Here is a 16,458-nt window from a genome sequence, read left to right as displayed (position 1 = left end):
AACACGTAAGCGCATAAGGATAGCATGTGGAACACTACCAGCGTGGAAAACTTTACTCCGACCATGAAGATAACCTTGGACAAAGATATGTTCGTTGGGGCCACTTTTGTGGAAAGTGACTTGGTGGACAATTTAAGTGTGATTCACGATATGGGACAAGGCTATTTTGTTGCGGTATCGCCCGTAGCACATGTTCCAAATCTAGGAGAAAGGGTAATTCCACATTTTATGGTAAGGGGAACCCAAGACCCATTAATCAGTAACGAAGTGGTGGAACCTTTTGAGGAAGACTTAAAAACGAATGATAAAGCCGTGGAATATACTCAGGTTGAAGGGGCGGGATATGCCTTTTTTGATTTGATTCTCTATTAATTGAAAAGTGTTGGACAGAAAAAACCATTGGGAAACCGTTTACAGTACCAAAAATCCGGATGAGGTAAGTTGGACGCAGGAAGTTCCGCGGACCTCTCTGGATTTTATTCATTCTTTGGAACTGGAGAAAACTGCCAAAATTATTGATGTAGGTGGCGGCGATAGTAAATTGGTGGATTTTCTGCTCGACGAAGGGTTTGAGGATATTACTGTGCTCGATATTTCGAGCAATGCCATCGAGCGGGCCAAGGCAAGACTTGGGAGCAAGGCCCAAAAAGTGAAGTGGGTCGAAAGCGATATCATCGATTTTAACCCAGATGGAACTTATGATGTTTGGCATGATCGTGCGGCATTTCACTTTTTGACGGAATCCGAACAGATTCAGACCTATGTTGATTTGACCAAAAAAGCGGTAACGGGCTATATGGTTTTGGGGACCTTCTCTAAAAACGGACCCAAAAAATGTAGTGGGCTGGACATCAAACAGTACAATGAGGAAACCATGGAAACAACATTCCAGGATTTTGAGAAGATGGAATGCAAAACTGAGGAGCACACAACACCATTTGGAACCACACAGCATTTTATCTTTTGCAGTTTTAAAAAGCCATAAATGGTATGGTTTAATTGTCCTCCGTCAATTGAAAAGGGCCATCCATGCCCAAATTACCTGTATTGGTCAATTCATTGAACATTATGATGAATAATTTTCTGAGTTTCGATAGTCAATAAATCGATAACAATATCAGAAAATGAAAAGTTGGAAAACATCTTCAAAGGGATTTGTATTGATAATCAGTGTGCTGGGGTTTATTTCCTGTGACAGCGAAATCTTGAACGAGGAGCTCGAAAATACAGAAGAAGCGCAAGCTTATTTCGACTATGATTTGGATGGAAGTCAATCATGTTTGGTCAATGAAGAAGAACCTATTTCCGCTATTGATTATGAAGGTTCGATAACCCTTGGCCGTAAGATGAATATTCCTCAGACCATGGAGAATATGCAAAAGGCATGGGAGGAGCTACAGGGACGAGACCTTTATCCAGGAATGGAGAATCCTGTCAAAGTAAATAAACTCTACATCCGTTTTTTGCCCAAAAACAAAAATCAAATATCAGAACTGGCCAGATATGATGAAAACTTGGATTTGTTTGGTTTTCCCCTGCACTATGAATTTGAACCAACAACAGATGAAAATGACAGCTACAGAGATAGATCACTGCCTTTGGAAACACCAAGTCCTTTATACACCGTGGTTGATGATGACTATGCGTTCCCTTCATCTATCCCTTATGAAATCATCGAGGAGCTTTATATGCCCGATGAAGATAGAACCATACCTCCTGATTTAGCCGATGATTTGGAATTAGTGGCTGAAAATATTGCGGCGGGCAAATCTTCGAATGAATTAAGCAAGACATCGAAAAAATGGAGGCCCGAAGGCCGAATCAGGGTCGTCGACCATGCACAAGGGGAGCCTACAGATGGAATGGCCGTACCTGTAAAAGGGGTACAGGTAATGGCCAGAAGGGGCCTTAAGTGGTCTTGGGGCATTACGGATGAGCATGGAGTATTCCGTGTGAAAAAAGATTTCAAGAAAAAGGTAAACTACAGCGTAAGATGGTCCAACCATGAATGGTACATCATCAAAGGTTCCAGTGTGACCAGAGCGTGGTATTTTGGTCCTAAAAAAGAGGGTGAATGGGACAGTTTGATCAATGGGAGCATACAATCCTTTTATGCACAGATACATAGAGCTGCCTATCACTCATATTATGGTGAGAATTATGGAATTACCAGACCTATGCATAATAAACCTGGAAACGACAGGATGTGGATCAGGGCCCATAAAAAAGCTTCCATACTTGGATATGCGGCTCATTTTTATGAAAATGCTCCCCATGCAATTTCAGTTTTTGCGAAGTATAAATTGGATGGTGAGAAAAAATGGATATATGGGGAGGACTTTGATAAAAACCATAATAGGTTATACAGTACTGTAATTCATGAATTTGGACATGCTTCACAGAGAAATCTTTTCTACATGGACAAACAACTCAAATGGAAGAATCTGGAAAGGGTTGTTGGAGAAAGTTGGGCAAATGGTATTGAAATAGAGCTTATAAAAGAAGTTTATCCTAAGGAACATGGATTTTTATTGGATTGGACGGACTGCGTATTTCCCAATAGGCCCAATTACACTACATATATCGTAAAAGACTTGCTGCACCCTGGAGGAGATGACAATGGAGCAAATGAATCTAACCCAGTATTTGAATCACATCATGCAGATTTTACCTTAAAAGAAATTGAGAATGTTATGGGGCACACATGGGCTGAATGGCGAGAGAATCTAAAACAGGGACTCTCAACAGTTGAGGCAGACAATGTTCAGAATAGATTTGATTATTGGGAGACAGCTTGTGACTAACGATTAAAAGTTTCGATTGAAAGCATTGGAAAAAACGAATGTGATCAGTGCAGGCAACACCCACCCCATTTGGTGCTGGCTCAACGGAATCCAATCCAAGTATGGTAAAATGTGTCCACCCAGCCCCACACTTCCCAAAAAATCCGGTATGCTGAATAGAATGGTCACTCCGACCACACGTTGGAACACTTTTGGAGCACTCCAATTATCGGGCACAACATTCAGTAAAATCAAAATGATGGTAATTGGATAGATAAACATCAGTGAAGGAACTGCTACGGTAATGATGTAGCCTACATCAAACTGCCCCACGAGAACCCCCAATAAGCACCCTAAAAAAGCGGTGATGCGATAGGCTAGAATGGAATTGTTGAACCTGCCCTTTATAAAATCCGAAGTACCCGTCACAATTCCAACAGCGGTGGTAAAGCAGGCCAAACTTACCAGAACGCTGAGCAAAAGATTGGCCGTTTGCCCCAATGTTTTTGTGCTTATACCCCGTAGAAGGGCTGTTCTTGAGATTTCACTATCAAATGCATCCATATATAATGCCCCAGTAAGAATCAAGCCTCCATATACCAAAAACAAACCGATTCCTGCCCAAAGCCCGGCTTTTCCAATAAGCCTTCGTTTTTCTTCAAAGGTGGCGGTTTTCTCTTTTAAGTTGATGGATATGATGATTACCGCCCCCACTACAACAGCGCCAATGGCATCAAAAGTTTGGTACCCCTCCAAAATACCCGAGCTAAAAGGTTGGCTCATTTCAGAAGGAATAAAGTCAAAATCCATGGTAAGAACAGCGGTCAATATCATCATCAACAAAATGATGAGGATACCGGGAGTCAAAAGCTTGCCCAATGCATCCAAAACCTTGGTTCGGTTGATGGCAAATACGAATACCAACAAAAAATAAACGAGACTGGTAAGTAGTGATGAGGAATCCCAAAAGGGCTGTATGGCCATTTCGTGTGTTACCGATGCTGTCCGTGGAGATGGCAATGCAATGGCAATGGCGTATATCAAATAGCAGTAGACCACACTGAATAAGGGGGATACTTTTTTTGCAAAATCGAACAAGGTGCCCTGTAATTTGGCATGCGCAACAATCCCTAAAATGGGGATCAATACTCCCGAGACGCAGAATCCCAAGGCGACCAACCACCATAAATTGCCCGATTTAAAGCCCAATAAAGGTGGAAGAATCAGGTTTCCCGCCCCAAAAAAGAGTGAAAAAAGAGCAAATGCTGTAACAGTTAACGATTTTTTGTTCGTGGGTTGTTGATAATTTGTTTTCAATATGGTATATTACAAAAGCGTTTTTGAGCGGAAAAAGATGGCTTTTTATCGATTTTATGGTATTTCATCGAAAAAAATACTTTATCGATGTGATCATAAAATAAAAAGTTATCAACATCCGTTCCTATAACAAAGATGAACCTCTAAAAATCATTTCATATAACAAAAAACTACGAACCAATTTAAGCATTTTTCGAAGCCCCATTTCGTAAACCATTGCTTTTTCCAAACACCACCAACTTATGAAAACAACTACTACGCAACATGGCAACAAATTTTCTTCTTTCTTCTGTAGCTTGTTCGGGCACCATTATGTGGTTTCCAAAAAAGTGACCCAGCACATTAAAGAGTACAAATGCATTCATTGCCAAAAAGAAGTCACAACGGATGTCAGTGGCAAGCTTTCCGCATTGACTCCGCAAATGCAAGAGATCAACAGTACATTGGAGGACATGTACAGGAAAAGGAAAAGTAGGGTAGTGCACCAAGTGGCATAGCCCTTTTTTATTTTAGGAAAAGCCCAAATCTTATCCCGGAAACTTAAGTAATTGCCTGCTGCTAATGGTTGCGTGCCCCAATGCCATGATGTAGGGATGCCCTTGATTTTCGGGATTTTTTATTTGTTGAACGAGTTCCATCCTTGGGCTGCGATCGGTATTTTGCTTTCTGCTCTGGTGATCAAGTGAATACCTTCATTCTTTTCCGTCATGTGACCTATTACCGTTAGGTTGGGATTCCCTTTTATTTTTGGAAAATCTGCCTGATCGATGGTAAACAACAACTCATAATCTTCACCACCACTCAAGGCGATCATGGTACTGTCCATTTTAAATTCCTCGGAAGCAGAAATCACCGTGGGGTCCAAGGGGATTTTCTCTTCAAAAACGTTGCAGCCAACATCACTGTGCTTGCACAAATGAATCACTTCAGAAGAAAGGCCGTCGCTGATGTCGATCATGGAAGTGGGCTTTACCTCCAATTTTTTGAGTAATTCAACAATGTCTTTACGGGCCTCAGGTTTTAACTGACGCTCCACGATATAGGAATAGGGTTCAAGATCAGGTTGACTGTTCGGGTTGACTTTAAAAACCTCTTTTTCACGTTCCAGCACTTGAAGGCCGAGATAGGCGCCGCCCAAATCACCGGTTACCACCAATAGATCGTTTGGTTTACTTCCGTTTCGGTAAACGATTTCGTTTTCATCCGCAGCACCGATTGCCGTTACGCTAACGATCATTCCTCTGGTGGAAGAGGTGGTGTCTCCACCGACCAGATCAACATTATACAATTTGCAGGCCAGGGCAACACCTTCGTAAAATTCTTCTAGCGCTTCCAAAGGAAACCTGTTGGAAATGGCCAAGGAAACCGTAACCTGAGTGGCCATGGCGTTCATGGCATAAATATCGGAAAGGTTTACCATTACCGATTTGTACCCCAAATGCTTCAGGGGCATATAGCTCAAATCAAAATGAACGCCCTCTACCAACATATCCGTGGAAACAACAGTTTTTTTGCCATTGTAGTCCATCACGGCCGCATCATCGCCTACGCCAATTATGGATGATGGTTGATTGAGTTCAAAGTTTTTGGTAAGATGTTCGATTAGGCCAAATTCGCCCAATTCTTCCAACGAGGTACGTTCTTGATTCTTGTCTTCTAGCATTTTGCAAAAATAACGAGGATAATCGTAAATTCTAGTGTCGGATGGAACATAAAATTTTTTTGAAAGAAACAATGCCAAAAGCCATGACAATTTCTTGCAAATACACGCTTGATAGGCCTTAGGGTTAAATTGACCCAAATTTCCATAGGAAACACCTATGGAATCATTCGTTATATTAATGTTAGTTGCTATGGTAAAACCCTACTTATACTGTATATTTGTGGGCTATTTAGATTAAATACAAGTAAGATGATTAAGGTTTCGGAGTCAGCAAGGCACAAAGTGGTGTCGCTCATGACAGAGGAAGGTTTTGATGCGGCCACGGATTATGTGCGTGTTGGCGTAAAGAGTGGAGGGTGTAGTGGATTGTCTTATGAATTGACTTTTGACAATACTGCAGGAGATACAGACAAGGTTTTTGAAGATAACGATGTGAGAATCATCGTGGATAAGAGGAGTTTTTTGTATTTGGTGGGCACCACATTGGAATATTCTGGAGGTTTGAACGGAAAGGGGTTTGTTTTTAATAATCCCAATGCCCAAAGAACCTGTGGATGCGGGGAAAGTTTTTCATTATAAAATGAGATAAAGAGCTAAGTATTAAAAAAGTAAAAATGTATAGCTCTTTTGAAGACTTGGAAGTATATAAAACAACTGTGAAGTTCACTGCCCATGTCTATAATTTATTAAAGAAAAGTCCTTTGAAAGAAGATTTTGCGATGGTTGACCAAGTAAGAAGAGCAACTATTTCAATTTCGAACAATATTTCTGAAGGGTTTGAAAGGGAAACAGATAAAGAGTTGATAAGATTCCTTTATTTCTCTAAAGGTTCGGCCGGAGAAATCAGAAATCTTTTTAACTTAATGGAAGAGATTGGATATTTTAAAGCTGAAGAGTTGGTTGATTACAAAAAGCAGGTAATCAATATTTCAAGACAGCTTGCAAATTATATCAAGTATGTTAAAAAGCGAAGCAGCCTTTGACTTTTTAACTTTTAACTGAGACAATATATGGCTTATACAGAGGAAGAATTAAAAAAAGAACTGGAGACCAAGGAATACGAGTATGGTTTCTATACCGACATTGAATCGGACACCCTGCCCAAAGGGTTGAACGAGGATATTGTTATTGCCATTTCCAAAAAGAAGGAGGAGCCTGATTGGATGACGGAATGGCGATTGGAAGCCTTTCGTGCTTGGAAAGAAATGGAAGAACCGGAATGGGCCAATGTGACCTACAATAAGCCTGACTTTCAAGATATTTCCTATTATTCTGCCCCAAACAAAAAACCCAAGTACAATAGCTTGGATGAAGTAGATCCAGAATTATTGGAAACCTTCAAAAAGTTGGGAATCTCAGTGGACGAGCAGAAAAAGTTGGCAGGTGTTGCTGTTGATATCGTGATGGATTCCGTTTCGGTGGCAACAACATTTAAAAAGACATTGGCAGAAAAAGGCATTATTTTCTGTTCCATCTCCGAAGCGATTCAGGAGCATCCGGAGTTGGTAAAAAAATATTTGGGGACTGTAGTGCCTCAAAAAGATAACTTTTATGCGGCCTTGAACTCAGCTGTATTTTCCGATGGTTCGTTCTGTTATATCCCAAAAGGAGTCAGATGTCCAATGGAGCTATCAACGTACTTCCGTATCAACCAAGCCGGAACCGGCCAGTTCGAAAGAACCTTGGTGGTTGCCGACGAAGGAAGTTATGTAAGTTATTTGGAAGGTTGTACCGCCCCATCACGTGATGAAAACCAATTGCACGCCGCTGTTGTGGAGTTGATCGCACTCGATGATGCAGAAATCAAATACTCAACAGTTCAGAATTGGTACCCAGGTAATGATGAAGGTAAAGGAGGGGTTTTCAACTTTGTGACCAAGCGCGGTCTTTGCGAAAAGAATGCGAAAATCTCTTGGACCCAAGTAGAGACCGGTTCAGCGGTAACTTGGAAATATCCTTCATGTATATTGAAAGGAGATCACTCCATAGGTGAGTTTTATTCCATTGCCGTGACCAACAATTTTCAGCAGGCAGATACGGGGACCAAAATGATTCATTTGGGCAAGAACACCAAGAGTACCATTATTTCCAAAGGTATTTCTGCAGGTCAATCGCAAAATAGCTACCGCGGATTGGTGCAGGTGAACAGCCGAGCGGAGAATGCAAGGAACTTTTCGCAATGTGATTCCCTGTTGATGGGCAACCGTTGTGGAGCGCACACGTTTCCCTACATCGAAGTCAAGAACAAGACCGCGCAGATAGAACATGAGGCTACCACCAGTAAGATCGGTGAGGACCAGATTTTCTATTGTAACCAAAGAGGAATTGACACTGAAAAGGCAATTGCATTGATCGTGAACGGATTTAGCAAGGAAGTGTTGAACAAACTCCCAATGGAATTTGCGGTGGAGGCCCAAAAATTGTTGGAAATCAGTTTGGAAGGCTCCGTAGGATAATAAATGACCATCATAAAATAATATTTGAAGAAGAATAGCATGCTAGAAATCAAAAATTTACACGCAAGCGTAGAAGATAAAGAAATCCTTAAGGGAATCGACCTAAAAGTGAATGCGGGAGAGGTGCACGCCATTATGGGCCCCAACGGTTCAGGTAAAAGTACCTTGGCGGAAGTGATCGCGGGTCAAGAAGAATTTGAAGTGGGAGAAGGAAACATTCTCCTGGAAGGAGAAGATTTGGAAGACCTTTCCCCAGAGGAAAGAGCCCACAAAGGAGTATTCTTGTCTTTCCAATACCCAGTTGAGATTCCAGGGGTATCGGTGACCAACTTTATGAAGACTGCTATCAACGAATCCAGAAAAGCACAAGGTTTGGAGGATATGCCGGCCAACGAAATGCTTAAAAAGATTCGTGAGAAGTCAGAAATGTTGGAAATCGATAGAAAATTCCTTTCACGTTCCTTGAACGAAGGTTTCTCTGGAGGTGAAAAGAAACGTAACGAAATCTTTCAAATGGCAATGTTGGAGCCTAAATTGGCCATATTGGACGAGACCGATTCTGGTTTGGATATCGATGCACTACGCATCGTGGCCAATGGTGTGAACAAGTTGCGCAGCAAGGACAACGCCATTATCGTGATCACGCACTACCAGCGATTGTTGGAATATATCGTCCCTGATTTTGTACACGTGTTGTACAATGGAAAAATCGTGAAATCCGGAACCAAGGAATTGGCTTTGGAATTGGAAGAAAAAGGATACGATTGGTTAAAAGAAGAAGCTGCGGTATAAATTAGATGTAAGACTTCAGATGTCAGAGTTCAGAAAACTTCACACTGAAAACTGATGACTGAAAACTGAAAAAATATGGATTTAAAGGAAAAATTAGTCTCCTCTTTTTTGGCTTTTGAAGATGGTTTGGATTTAGATCATCCAGTACATGAGGAAAGATCCAATGCCATTAAGAATTTCGAGACCAAGGGATTTCCCACCAAAAAGGATGAAGCATGGAAATATACCTCTTTGAGAGGCCTTCAAAAGGTCGATTTCAGTATCTTTCCAAAGCAAGAGACCACTTTGGAATATAAAGATGTGAAGAAGTACTTTCTTCACGAGATAGACACCTATAAAATTGTATTTGTTGATGGGGTATACAGTTCTTATCTGTCTGAGACAACACACGATGGTGTAGATATCTGTTTGATGAGTTCTGCCTTCAGTAAGCCGATGTTCAAGCAAGTAATTGAAGTTTATTTCAATAAAGTGGCCTCTAAAGACGAGTCGTTGACCTCATTGAACACAGCTTTCAGTAAGGAAGGAGCCTATATCTACATTCCAAAGAACAAAATGCCCAAAAAGCCTATCCAAATTTTACATTTGGCCACAGGCAATGAGGCAGCCTTGATGTTGCAGCCACGTAACTTGATTGTTGCCGAGGACAATGCCGAGGTTCAGATCATAGAACGTCATCAAAGTTTGACTGGCAACGAAGTCTTCACAAACTCTGTCACGGAGATTTTTGCAGGAAAGGATGCCATTGTGGACTACTACAAAGTCCAGAACGATGAGCCGACCGCTTCATTGGTGGACAACACCTATATTTCACAAAAGAACAGCAGCGTCGTAAGGGTGCATACTTTCTCTTTGGGAGGGAAACTCATCCGTAACAACCTGAACTTCTATCAGAATGGAGAGCGTATCGACTCTACCCTGAAAGGTGTAACCATTTTGGGCGACAAACAGCATGTGGACCATCACACATTGGTACACCATGCACAGCCCAATTGCGAGAGCCATCAAGATTACAAAGGTATATTCGGGGATAGTTCCACAGGGGTGTTCAATGGTAAGATCATTGTGGACAAGATCGCCCAGAAAACGGATGCCTTTCAGCAGAACAACAATATTTTGTTGAGCGATAGGTCGACCATCAACTCAAAACCACAATTGGAGATTTTTGCGGATGATGTAAAATGTTCGCACGGATGTACCATTGGTCAGTTGGATGAAGAGGCCTTGTTCTACCTAAGATCAAGGGGAATTCCAAAGAAAGAAGCGAAGGCTTTGATGATGTATGCTTTTGCCAATAATGTGTTGGAGAGTGTTCGTATTCCCGAGTTAAAGGCACGAATCAATAAGATCATTGCCGAAAAACTGGGTGTACGCATGGGGTTTGACTTATAATCCGACCTTTTCCTCAAATTTAGAAAATGATAGAGACCACTTTGGACATACAGGCCATTAGAAAGGATTTTCCCATCCTCCAAAGAGAGGTCAATGGGCAGCCTTTGGTGTATTTGGACAATGCAGCCACCTCGCAGACACCACAGCAGGTAATCGATACCATTGTTGATTATTACCAAGGCTATAATGCCAATATCCATCGTGGGGTACATACCTTGTCACAAGAGGCGACCGATGCTTACGAAGTGGCACGTGAAAAAATCCAAAAACACTTTAACATTGCCCATTCCCACGAGGTGATTTTTACTTCGGGGACTACGCAAAGCATCAATTTGGTGGCAACCGGTTTCACTTCCTTTTTAAAGAAGGGAGATGAGATTTTGGTCTCTGCCATGGAGCATCACTCCAATATCGTGCCTTGGCAAATGTTGTGTGAACGTACGGGAGCAGTTCTTAAAGTGATTCCAATGAACCTGGAAGGGGAGTTGGTAATGGAAGAATACCACAATTTACTGTCGGATAAGACAAAGTTGGTCTTTTGCAACCACGTTTCCAATGCATTGGGAACCATCAACCCGATAGCGGAAATCATCCAAGCCGCCCATAAAGTTGGGGCGGCCGTATTGATTGATGGAGCACAGGCCGCGGCGCACGTCAAACCTGATTTGCAAGCCTTGGACGTGGATTTTTATACCGTTTCCGCCCATAAAATGTGTGGACCAACAGGGGTTGGAATGTTGTATGGCAAGGAGGAGTGGCTCAAAAAGTTACCACCTTATCAAGGCGGTGGCGAAATGATTGCCGAGGTAACCTTTGAAAAGACCACCTATGCCGATTTGCCCCATAAGTTTGAAGCGGGAACGCCCAATATTTGTGGGGGCATTGCCTTTGGAGCAGCATTGGATTATATGAACAGTATCGGTTTTGGGGCCATTGCCCAGTACGAGGATGAGCTGATGCAATACGCCACAGAGCAATTGTTGGCCATTGATGGCTTAAAGATCTACGGAACCGCTGCGCACAAAACTTCAGTGATATCCTTTAATATTGAAGGGGTTCACCCCTACGACATTGGAACCATTGTGGACAAATTGGGCATTGCTGTTAGAACCGGACACCATTGTGCCCAGCCCATTATGGATTTTTACAAGATACCGGGAACAGTAAGGGCCAGTTTTAGTTTTTATAACACCAAGGAAGAGGTGGACAAGTTGGTTGAGGGCGTAAAACGCGCACGGAATATGTTGCTATAGCAGAACCGTTATCTTTATCATAAAGACTTGAATGGCAACCCATCGAGTTGTACTTTTGAACAAAACCATCGCATGACCATAAAAGAAATACAGGAAGATATAATAGACGAATTCTCCATGTTCGACGACTGGATGCAACGCTACGAGTACATGATAGAACTTGGAAAATCACTTCCGTTGATAGAAGAACAATACAAAACCGATGACAACCTGATAAAAGGTTGCCAAAGCAAGGTATGGGTGCATGCCGAACTTGATGGAGACAAATTGGTATTTACCGCGGATAGTGATGCCATTATCACAAAGGGCATCATAGCAATTTTGGTAAGGGCTTTTAGCAACCAAAAACCACAGGATATTATTGATGCGGATGTTGACTTTATCGATGAAATTGGTCTAAAGGAACATTTATCACCGACACGGGCCAATGGATTGGTAAGCATGATCAAGCAATTGAAATTGTATGCAGTTGCTTATCAAACACAGTTAAAATAGAAACAATGAGCGAAGAAACTACCATAGATACACAAGAACTGGGAGAAAAAATCGTAAAGGTGCTCAAGACCATTTATGATCCGGAGATTCCCGTGGATATTTACGAGTTGGGATTGATTTACGATGTATTTGTGAACGAGGAATACGAAGTAAAGATTTTAATGACCCTTACATCGCCCAATTGTCCCGTGGCCGAAACTTTGCCCGTGGAGGTAGAGGAAAAAGTAAAGTCCATTGATCTGCTGAAGGATGTGGAAGTGGAAATCACTTTTGATCCCCCGTGGACCCAAGAACTCATGAGCGAAGAGGCGAAACTGGAATTGGGACTTCTTTAAATTGTCCCCTTGAGGGGACTTCAGGGGTGTTTTAGTTAATTCACTTCACGGATGCTGAGAGGAGTCGAAGCATCGTTGCATATATTAAAAGTATATAAATGGATTCCCGCCTTCGCGGGAATGACAAGATGGAAGATGAAATCATAAACAGAGTAGCGCAAAGCAAATTGATGACCTTCGACCTAGAGGATTATTATCCAAAAGGGGAACGGAAGGTATTGGACATCAAAGATTGGCTGTATGAAGGTTTTATCTTGCGTGAAAAGGAGTTTCGTGCCTATGTTGATGAGCATGATTGGTCAACTTATCAGGATGCTTACGTGGCGCTTCAATGTTCTTCGGATGCCATAGTACCCGGTTGGGCGTTTATGCTGATTGCTTCCAAACTGCAACCGTATGCCAAAAAAGTGGTACAGGGAAACTTGGATAATCTCGAAACCGCTCTCTATCAGACAATTTTGGAACAATTGAACGTAACCGATTTTACCGATAAACCTGTAATCATAAAAGGGTGTTCCAATAAACCTGTTCCTGAAAACGCTTACATAATGGCTGTGGCAAAAATTCAACAAGTAGCCAAAAGCGTAATGTACGGCGAAGCCTGTTCTTCGGTGCCTATTTTTAAAAGAAAGAAGTAGTTTTAGTAGGCAGTAGGCAGTAGGCAGTAGGCAGTAGGCAGTGGTCGGTGGGTGTCATTGTTAACTGCGTTGATACGAATTTCTCGGATTGACTTTAATGTTTTTTTGAAGACAGAAGGTCTTGTCACTGTCATTCTGGGCAAAGCGAAGAATCTAATCCAGGTAATGGTTCTGTTAAATGATAGGTGGTAGTTAGTTATAAAAAAACCACCGAAAGACATTATGGCCTTCCGGTGGTAAAATATTGGGATTTTAATTTATTAAAAGATCAATTGCAGGTTTCCTCAAAGGTTGCCCCAATGATGTCCCAGCCGTAATTCACATCCAGTGAAAAGGCAGCTTGGAAGGAATCCGTCCCACAGGCGGTGAGCCCTTCGAGCCCCAGTTCAATATTATTGGGTCCATTGTTCTGTTGTACAAAATTGTGCCAACCAATGAGCGTGGCGTTCAGGCTTTGAGGGGACATGCCACTGTTGTTCAACATTTGGTACATGTCATCTATACCTGCGCCCAGCACGCTTCCTATATTCCAGGACCCCAGATCTTGGTCAAAGGAGCTTGCATTAAAGAACATTTTATACATAGCGGTCACATTGCTGGTGTCCCAAGTGGAGATATCCTGGTTAAAGCTTACAGCCTCGCCGAACATGCCGAACATATTCGTCACATTGCTGGTGTCCCAAGTGGATATATCCTGGTTGAAATTCACGGCGTTGTAGAACATATTGCTCATAGTTGTCACATTGCTGGTGTCCCAGCCGCTAATGTCCCCATTGAAAGAGCTAGCCCCATAGAACATGCGGTTCATATCCGTCACATTGCTGGTGTCCCAGCCACTGATGTCCCCATTAAAAGAGGATACCCCATGGAACATATAGCCCATATCCGTTACATTACTGGTGTCCCAACCACTGATGTCCCCATTGAAAGAGGTAGCCCCATAGAACAAATCTCCCATATCCGTTACATTGCTGGTGTCCCAGTTGCCAATATCCCCATTGAAAGAACTGGCATAAGAAAACATGGAGGTCATATCCGTTACATTGGAGAGGTCGGGCACATCGGTGGCGTTATAGACCATGTTGGCACAAGCATAAAATGTGGAATACATGGTTTTCCATTGGATGTTCCCCCATTGCTCTATACTTGCCAAAAATAGAGGTGTGGCCCCAAGCTCTTCTTGCATGATCAACCCAGGAAAGCTTCCCTGTATGGCCACGGTATAGGTGCCATCAGCTTCGTAGATATGGGAAATGAGACCCGCATCTATGGTAATGTCCTCCACGGTGCCATCGCCCCAGTCCACGGTAAAGTCAAAGTCAAAATTGTTACCTTCTGCCAGGCCTATCCTTACCTGTTTTCCCGCTTCGGCGTTCCAGGTGGTGACAAAGGAGGCAGGGTCTTCGGCCATGCTCTCGATCACGTTGGTCACTTGGATGGTCACTTCCGCCTGTATCTGGTTGGTGCCGTCGCTCACAGTCACGGTAATGTTGTGCTCGGTGGCGGTCTCAAAATCCAATGCCTTTCCATCGGCCAGAGTGATCAATCCCGTAGCCGTTATCTCGAACAGGTCATTGTCGTTGGTGGCGATGCTGAAGGTCAGATCGTCCCCTTCGGGGTCGGTGGCGGCCACCAGTCCTATTTCATCGGTGTCGCTGATGTTCTCGGCCACGGTGAACAGTTGTTTATCCTCTGCCGTTGGAGCTTCGTTCACGGTTTGGGCCACAGTAAAGTCGTTGCTGCTCGTGGCGGTATCACCATCCACGGTAACACTTATCTTGCCGGTGGTGGCCCCCTCGGGCACGGTGATGGTAAGCTTGGTGGCCGTTGGCGACGATGCCACTGTCGCCGCGGTGTTGCCGATCTTCACGGTATTGGAGGCCGCGGTGGTGCTGAAATTGGTCCCGTTGACGGTGACCACGGTGCCCACGGGCCCCGATGTGGGGCTAAAGCTTGTTATGGTCGGGGCTTTTGTTGTTGGCGTACTGGGCCCGTCGTCCTTGGAACATGACCAGAGAGCGGCCACGGCAAAGAGCGAAAGGGCTAATTTTTTAAGATTCATAGTCTTTAATTTTTAAATTGAATGGTACAAGGTGCCGATTTTCGGGAAGAGTTCGGTGCACGATCTGACGGATGCCCCGTTTGGGTTGACGGATGGCTATTTTTAATGAACAATAATCATTGTCATTTCGAGCTGAGCGGAGGGGCGTGGGAATTTTTTTGGTAAAAGATGGACTGGTCAGTAGGCAGTATGTCAGTAGGCAGTGGTCTGGTGGGTGGTTATGTTTAATATTTATCGCTTGTGGGCTCTAAATTGTTTGTTCGATTATAAAAAGACGTGACATTTCTTACTTTTGCGGTTCTAAACAGTAAACTCCATACTATGAAAAAACTACTTTTTGCCGCTATGGCTTTCTTTGCCCTATCGTCAGCCATGGCACAGACCGGGGAAGAACTCAAGGCACAAATCGCCCCCAAAAAGGATTCCATTGCTGCCATTCAAAAAAGGGTTGATGCGCTTCAAGCAAAACTGGATGCTTTGCCAGGTTGGAAAATCGGTGCGTTCGGAACCATTGGTGGGAGTGTATCCCAGTTCAATAACTGGTTTGCACAGGGAATACCCAACAACTCATCAGGGAATATCGGATTTACCGTAAATGCTTTTGCCAATCTTCAAGAAGAAAAGTTTTTCTGGAGAAATGCGGCCAATCTCAACCTGTCTTGGGTCAAACTGGACGATAAAGATGACCCAACCGATGATGATAGCTTTCGTCAAGCTACAGATGTTTTCAATATATCATCATTGTATGGTAGAAAACTGAGCGAGAAGTTTGCTATTTCAGCCTTGGCGGAATATCGAACCACTATATTGAGCAACTTTAACGATCCAGGTTATCTTGATCTTGGTGTAGGTGCTACGTGGACGCCCATTCCAGATTTGGTGGTTGTAATGCATCCGCTCAACTACAATTTCGTGTTCAGTAGCGAAGATACCATCTTTGAATCATCATTGGGTGCTAAGATTGTTGCAGATTATACCAAGCAAATAGGTTCCGTTAGCTTTAAAAGTAATCTTTCCATGTTCCAGAGTTATGAGAGCAGTGACTTGAGCAACTGGACCTGGACCAACTCTTTTAGCTATACCTTATGGAAAATGATAGGTGTTGGATTCGATTTTGGGCTGCGGAACAACAAGCAGGAAACCTTGAACTACATTGTGAACAATGCGCCAACTCCAAACCCTGATGCTACGTTCGATACGATTGATAATGAACTACAAACGTACTGGACCTTGGGATTGAGCTATAAGTTTTAAGAAGCGAATGAAGTCTAC

Annotated in this window: 17 protein-coding genes; 14 read left to right on the top strand and 3 right to left on the bottom strand. The window is 42.9% G+C overall.

All coding sequences use genetic code 11. The annotated features are described in order from the left end of the window. Positions 1-24: 24 nt before the first annotated feature. The 3 genes from PY092_RS00920 (at position 25) to PY092_RS00910 (ending at position 2,804) form a co-directional block, all read left to right on the top strand. A complete protein-coding gene (locus PY092_RS00920) occupies positions 25-372 on the top strand; it encodes a dienelactone hydrolase family protein (RefSeq protein ID WP_275613980.1) in 348 nt (115 codons plus the stop codon). 10 nt (positions 373-382) lie between these two features. Further along, complete coding sequence (locus tag PY092_RS00915; protein ID WP_275613979.1) at positions 383-985, top strand: class I SAM-dependent methyltransferase; 603 nt, start codon at positions 383-385, stop codon at positions 983-985. A 139-nt stretch (positions 986-1,124) separates the two neighbouring features. After that, positions 1,125-2,804 carry a hypothetical protein gene (locus PY092_RS00910; RefSeq protein ID WP_275613978.1) on the top strand — a complete coding sequence of 560 codons (1,680 nt, stop codon included), beginning with the start codon at positions 1,125-1,127 and terminating at the stop codon, positions 2,802-2,804. Between the two features lie 3 nt (positions 2,805-2,807). Here the strand turns inward: PY092_RS00910 and brnQ are convergent, their stop codons facing one another. Beyond that, the gene (brnQ, locus tag PY092_RS00905; RefSeq protein WP_275613977.1) at positions 2,808-4,100 is read right to left on the bottom strand and encodes a branched-chain amino acid transport system II carrier protein; all 1,293 of its coding nucleotides are present in this window, start codon (positions 4,098-4,100) and stop codon (positions 2,808-2,810) included. A 242-nt stretch (positions 4,101-4,342) separates the two neighbouring features. Between brnQ and PY092_RS00900 the strand changes: the two genes are divergently transcribed. Continuing rightward, positions 4,343-4,597: a hypothetical protein gene (locus tag PY092_RS00900; RefSeq protein ID WP_275613976.1), complete on the top strand. Its 255-nt coding sequence runs from the start codon at positions 4,343-4,345 to the stop codon at positions 4,595-4,597. Between the two features lie 119 nt (positions 4,598-4,716). On the opposite strand, the gene thiL is transcribed toward PY092_RS00900, so the two are convergent. Further along, a complete protein-coding gene (thiL, locus tag PY092_RS00895) occupies positions 4,717-5,763 on the bottom strand; it encodes a thiamine-phosphate kinase (protein ID WP_275613975.1) in 1,047 nt (348 codons plus the stop codon). 249 nt (positions 5,764-6,012) lie between these two features. On the opposite strand from thiL, the gene PY092_RS00890 reads away from it, so the two are divergent. The 9 genes from PY092_RS00890 (at position 6,013) to PY092_RS00850 (ending at position 13,124) form a co-directional block, all read left to right on the top strand. Beyond that, complete coding sequence (locus PY092_RS00890) at positions 6,013-6,342, top strand: HesB/IscA family protein (protein ID WP_275613974.1); 330 nt, start codon at positions 6,013-6,015, stop codon at positions 6,340-6,342. Positions 6,343-6,377: 35 nt separating this feature from the next. After that, the gene (locus tag PY092_RS00885; RefSeq protein WP_275613973.1) at positions 6,378-6,746 is read left to right on the top strand and encodes a four helix bundle protein; all 369 of its coding nucleotides are present in this window, start codon (positions 6,378-6,380) and stop codon (positions 6,744-6,746) included. Between the two features lie 27 nt (positions 6,747-6,773). Then, positions 6,774-8,219 carry a Fe-S cluster assembly protein SufB gene (sufB, locus tag PY092_RS00880; protein WP_275613972.1) on the top strand — a complete coding sequence of 482 codons (1,446 nt, stop codon included), beginning with the start codon at positions 6,774-6,776 and terminating at the stop codon, positions 8,217-8,219. A gap of 39 nt (positions 8,220-8,258) precedes the next feature. After that, positions 8,259-9,011 carry a Fe-S cluster assembly ATPase SufC gene (gene sufC / locus PY092_RS00875; protein ID WP_275613971.1) on the top strand — a complete coding sequence of 251 codons (753 nt, stop codon included), beginning with the start codon at positions 8,259-8,261 and terminating at the stop codon, positions 9,009-9,011. A 75-nt stretch (positions 9,012-9,086) separates the two neighbouring features. Continuing rightward, entirely contained in the window at positions 9,087-10,403 is a 1,317-nt protein-coding gene (gene sufD / locus PY092_RS00870; protein ID WP_275613970.1) for a Fe-S cluster assembly protein SufD, read from the top strand. A 26-nt stretch (positions 10,404-10,429) separates the two neighbouring features. Continuing rightward, a complete protein-coding gene (locus tag PY092_RS00865) occupies positions 10,430-11,656 on the top strand; it encodes an aminotransferase class V-fold PLP-dependent enzyme (protein WP_275613969.1) in 1,227 nt (408 codons plus the stop codon). Positions 11,657-11,728: 72 nt separating this feature from the next. Next, positions 11,729-12,151: a SufE family protein gene (locus PY092_RS00860; protein ID WP_275613968.1), complete on the top strand. Its 423-nt coding sequence runs from the start codon at positions 11,729-11,731 to the stop codon at positions 12,149-12,151. Positions 12,152-12,156: 5 nt separating this feature from the next. Next, the gene (locus PY092_RS00855) at positions 12,157-12,486 is read left to right on the top strand and encodes an iron-sulfur cluster assembly protein (RefSeq protein WP_275613967.1); all 330 of its coding nucleotides are present in this window, start codon (positions 12,157-12,159) and stop codon (positions 12,484-12,486) included. Positions 12,487-12,614: 128 nt separating this feature from the next. After that, positions 12,615-13,124 (top strand): DUF2480 family protein, encoded by a 510-nt coding sequence (locus PY092_RS00850; RefSeq protein WP_275614625.1) that lies wholly within the window; start codon positions 12,615-12,617, stop codon positions 13,122-13,124. 268 nt (positions 13,125-13,392) lie between these two features. Here the strand turns inward: PY092_RS00850 and PY092_RS00845 are convergent, their stop codons facing one another. Beyond that, positions 13,393-15,186 carry a BspA family leucine-rich repeat surface protein gene (locus tag PY092_RS00845; protein ID WP_275613966.1) on the bottom strand — a complete coding sequence of 598 codons (1,794 nt, stop codon included), beginning with the start codon at positions 15,184-15,186 and terminating at the stop codon, positions 13,393-13,395. 321 nt (positions 15,187-15,507) lie between these two features. On the opposite strand from PY092_RS00845, the gene PY092_RS00840 reads away from it, so the two are divergent. Further along, positions 15,508-16,440, top strand: a complete 933-nt coding sequence (locus PY092_RS00840) for a DUF3078 domain-containing protein (protein ID WP_275613965.1) — start codon at positions 15,508-15,510, stop codon at positions 16,438-16,440. Positions 16,441-16,458 lie beyond the last annotated feature (18 nt).

The sequence above is a fragment of the Flagellimonas yonaguniensis genome, assembly GCF_029193885.1.
Lineage (GTDB): Bacteria > Bacteroidota > Bacteroidia > Flavobacteriales > Flavobacteriaceae > Flagellimonas > Flagellimonas yonaguniensis.
Note: the sequence above shows the minus strand (reverse complement) of the source record. Positions and strands in the feature narration are given on the sequence as shown.

Excerpts from the sequence above, each read along its gene's own strand:
- PY092_RS00920 (WP_275613980.1), top strand. The coding sequence starts at position 25 with ATGTGGAACACTACCAGCGTGGAAAACTTTACTCCGACCATGAAGATA.
- PY092_RS00910 (WP_275613978.1), top strand. The coding sequence starts at position 1,125 with ATGAAAAGTTGGAAAACATCTTCAAAGGGATTTGTATTGATAATCAGT.
- PY092_RS00900 (WP_275613976.1), top strand. The coding sequence starts at position 4,343 with ATGAAAACAACTACTACGCAACATGGCAACAAATTTTCTTCTTTCTTC.
- thiL (WP_275613975.1), bottom strand. The coding sequence starts at position 5,763 with ATGCTAGAAGACAAGAATCAAGAACGTACCTCGTTGGAAGAATTGGGC.
- PY092_RS00890 (WP_275613974.1), top strand. The coding sequence starts at position 6,013 with ATGATTAAGGTTTCGGAGTCAGCAAGGCACAAAGTGGTGTCGCTCATG.
- PY092_RS00885 (WP_275613973.1), top strand. The coding sequence starts at position 6,378 with ATGTATAGCTCTTTTGAAGACTTGGAAGTATATAAAACAACTGTGAAG.
- sufB (WP_275613972.1), top strand. The coding sequence starts at position 6,774 with ATGGCTTATACAGAGGAAGAATTAAAAAAAGAACTGGAGACCAAGGAA.
- sufC (WP_275613971.1), top strand. The coding sequence starts at position 8,259 with ATGCTAGAAATCAAAAATTTACACGCAAGCGTAGAAGATAAAGAAATC.
- sufD (WP_275613970.1), top strand. The coding sequence starts at position 9,087 with ATGGATTTAAAGGAAAAATTAGTCTCCTCTTTTTTGGCTTTTGAAGAT.
- PY092_RS00865 (WP_275613969.1), top strand. The coding sequence starts at position 10,430 with ATGATAGAGACCACTTTGGACATACAGGCCATTAGAAAGGATTTTCCC.
- PY092_RS00860 (WP_275613968.1), top strand. The coding sequence starts at position 11,729 with ATGACCATAAAAGAAATACAGGAAGATATAATAGACGAATTCTCCATG.
- PY092_RS00855 (WP_275613967.1), top strand. The coding sequence starts at position 12,157 with ATGAGCGAAGAAACTACCATAGATACACAAGAACTGGGAGAAAAAATC.
- PY092_RS00850 (WP_275614625.1), top strand. The coding sequence starts at position 12,615 with ATGGAAGATGAAATCATAAACAGAGTAGCGCAAAGCAAATTGATGACC.
- PY092_RS00845 (WP_275613966.1), bottom strand. The coding sequence starts at position 15,186 with ATGAATCTTAAAAAATTAGCCCTTTCGCTCTTTGCCGTGGCCGCTCTC.
- PY092_RS00840 (WP_275613965.1), top strand. The coding sequence starts at position 15,508 with ATGAAAAAACTACTTTTTGCCGCTATGGCTTTCTTTGCCCTATCGTCA.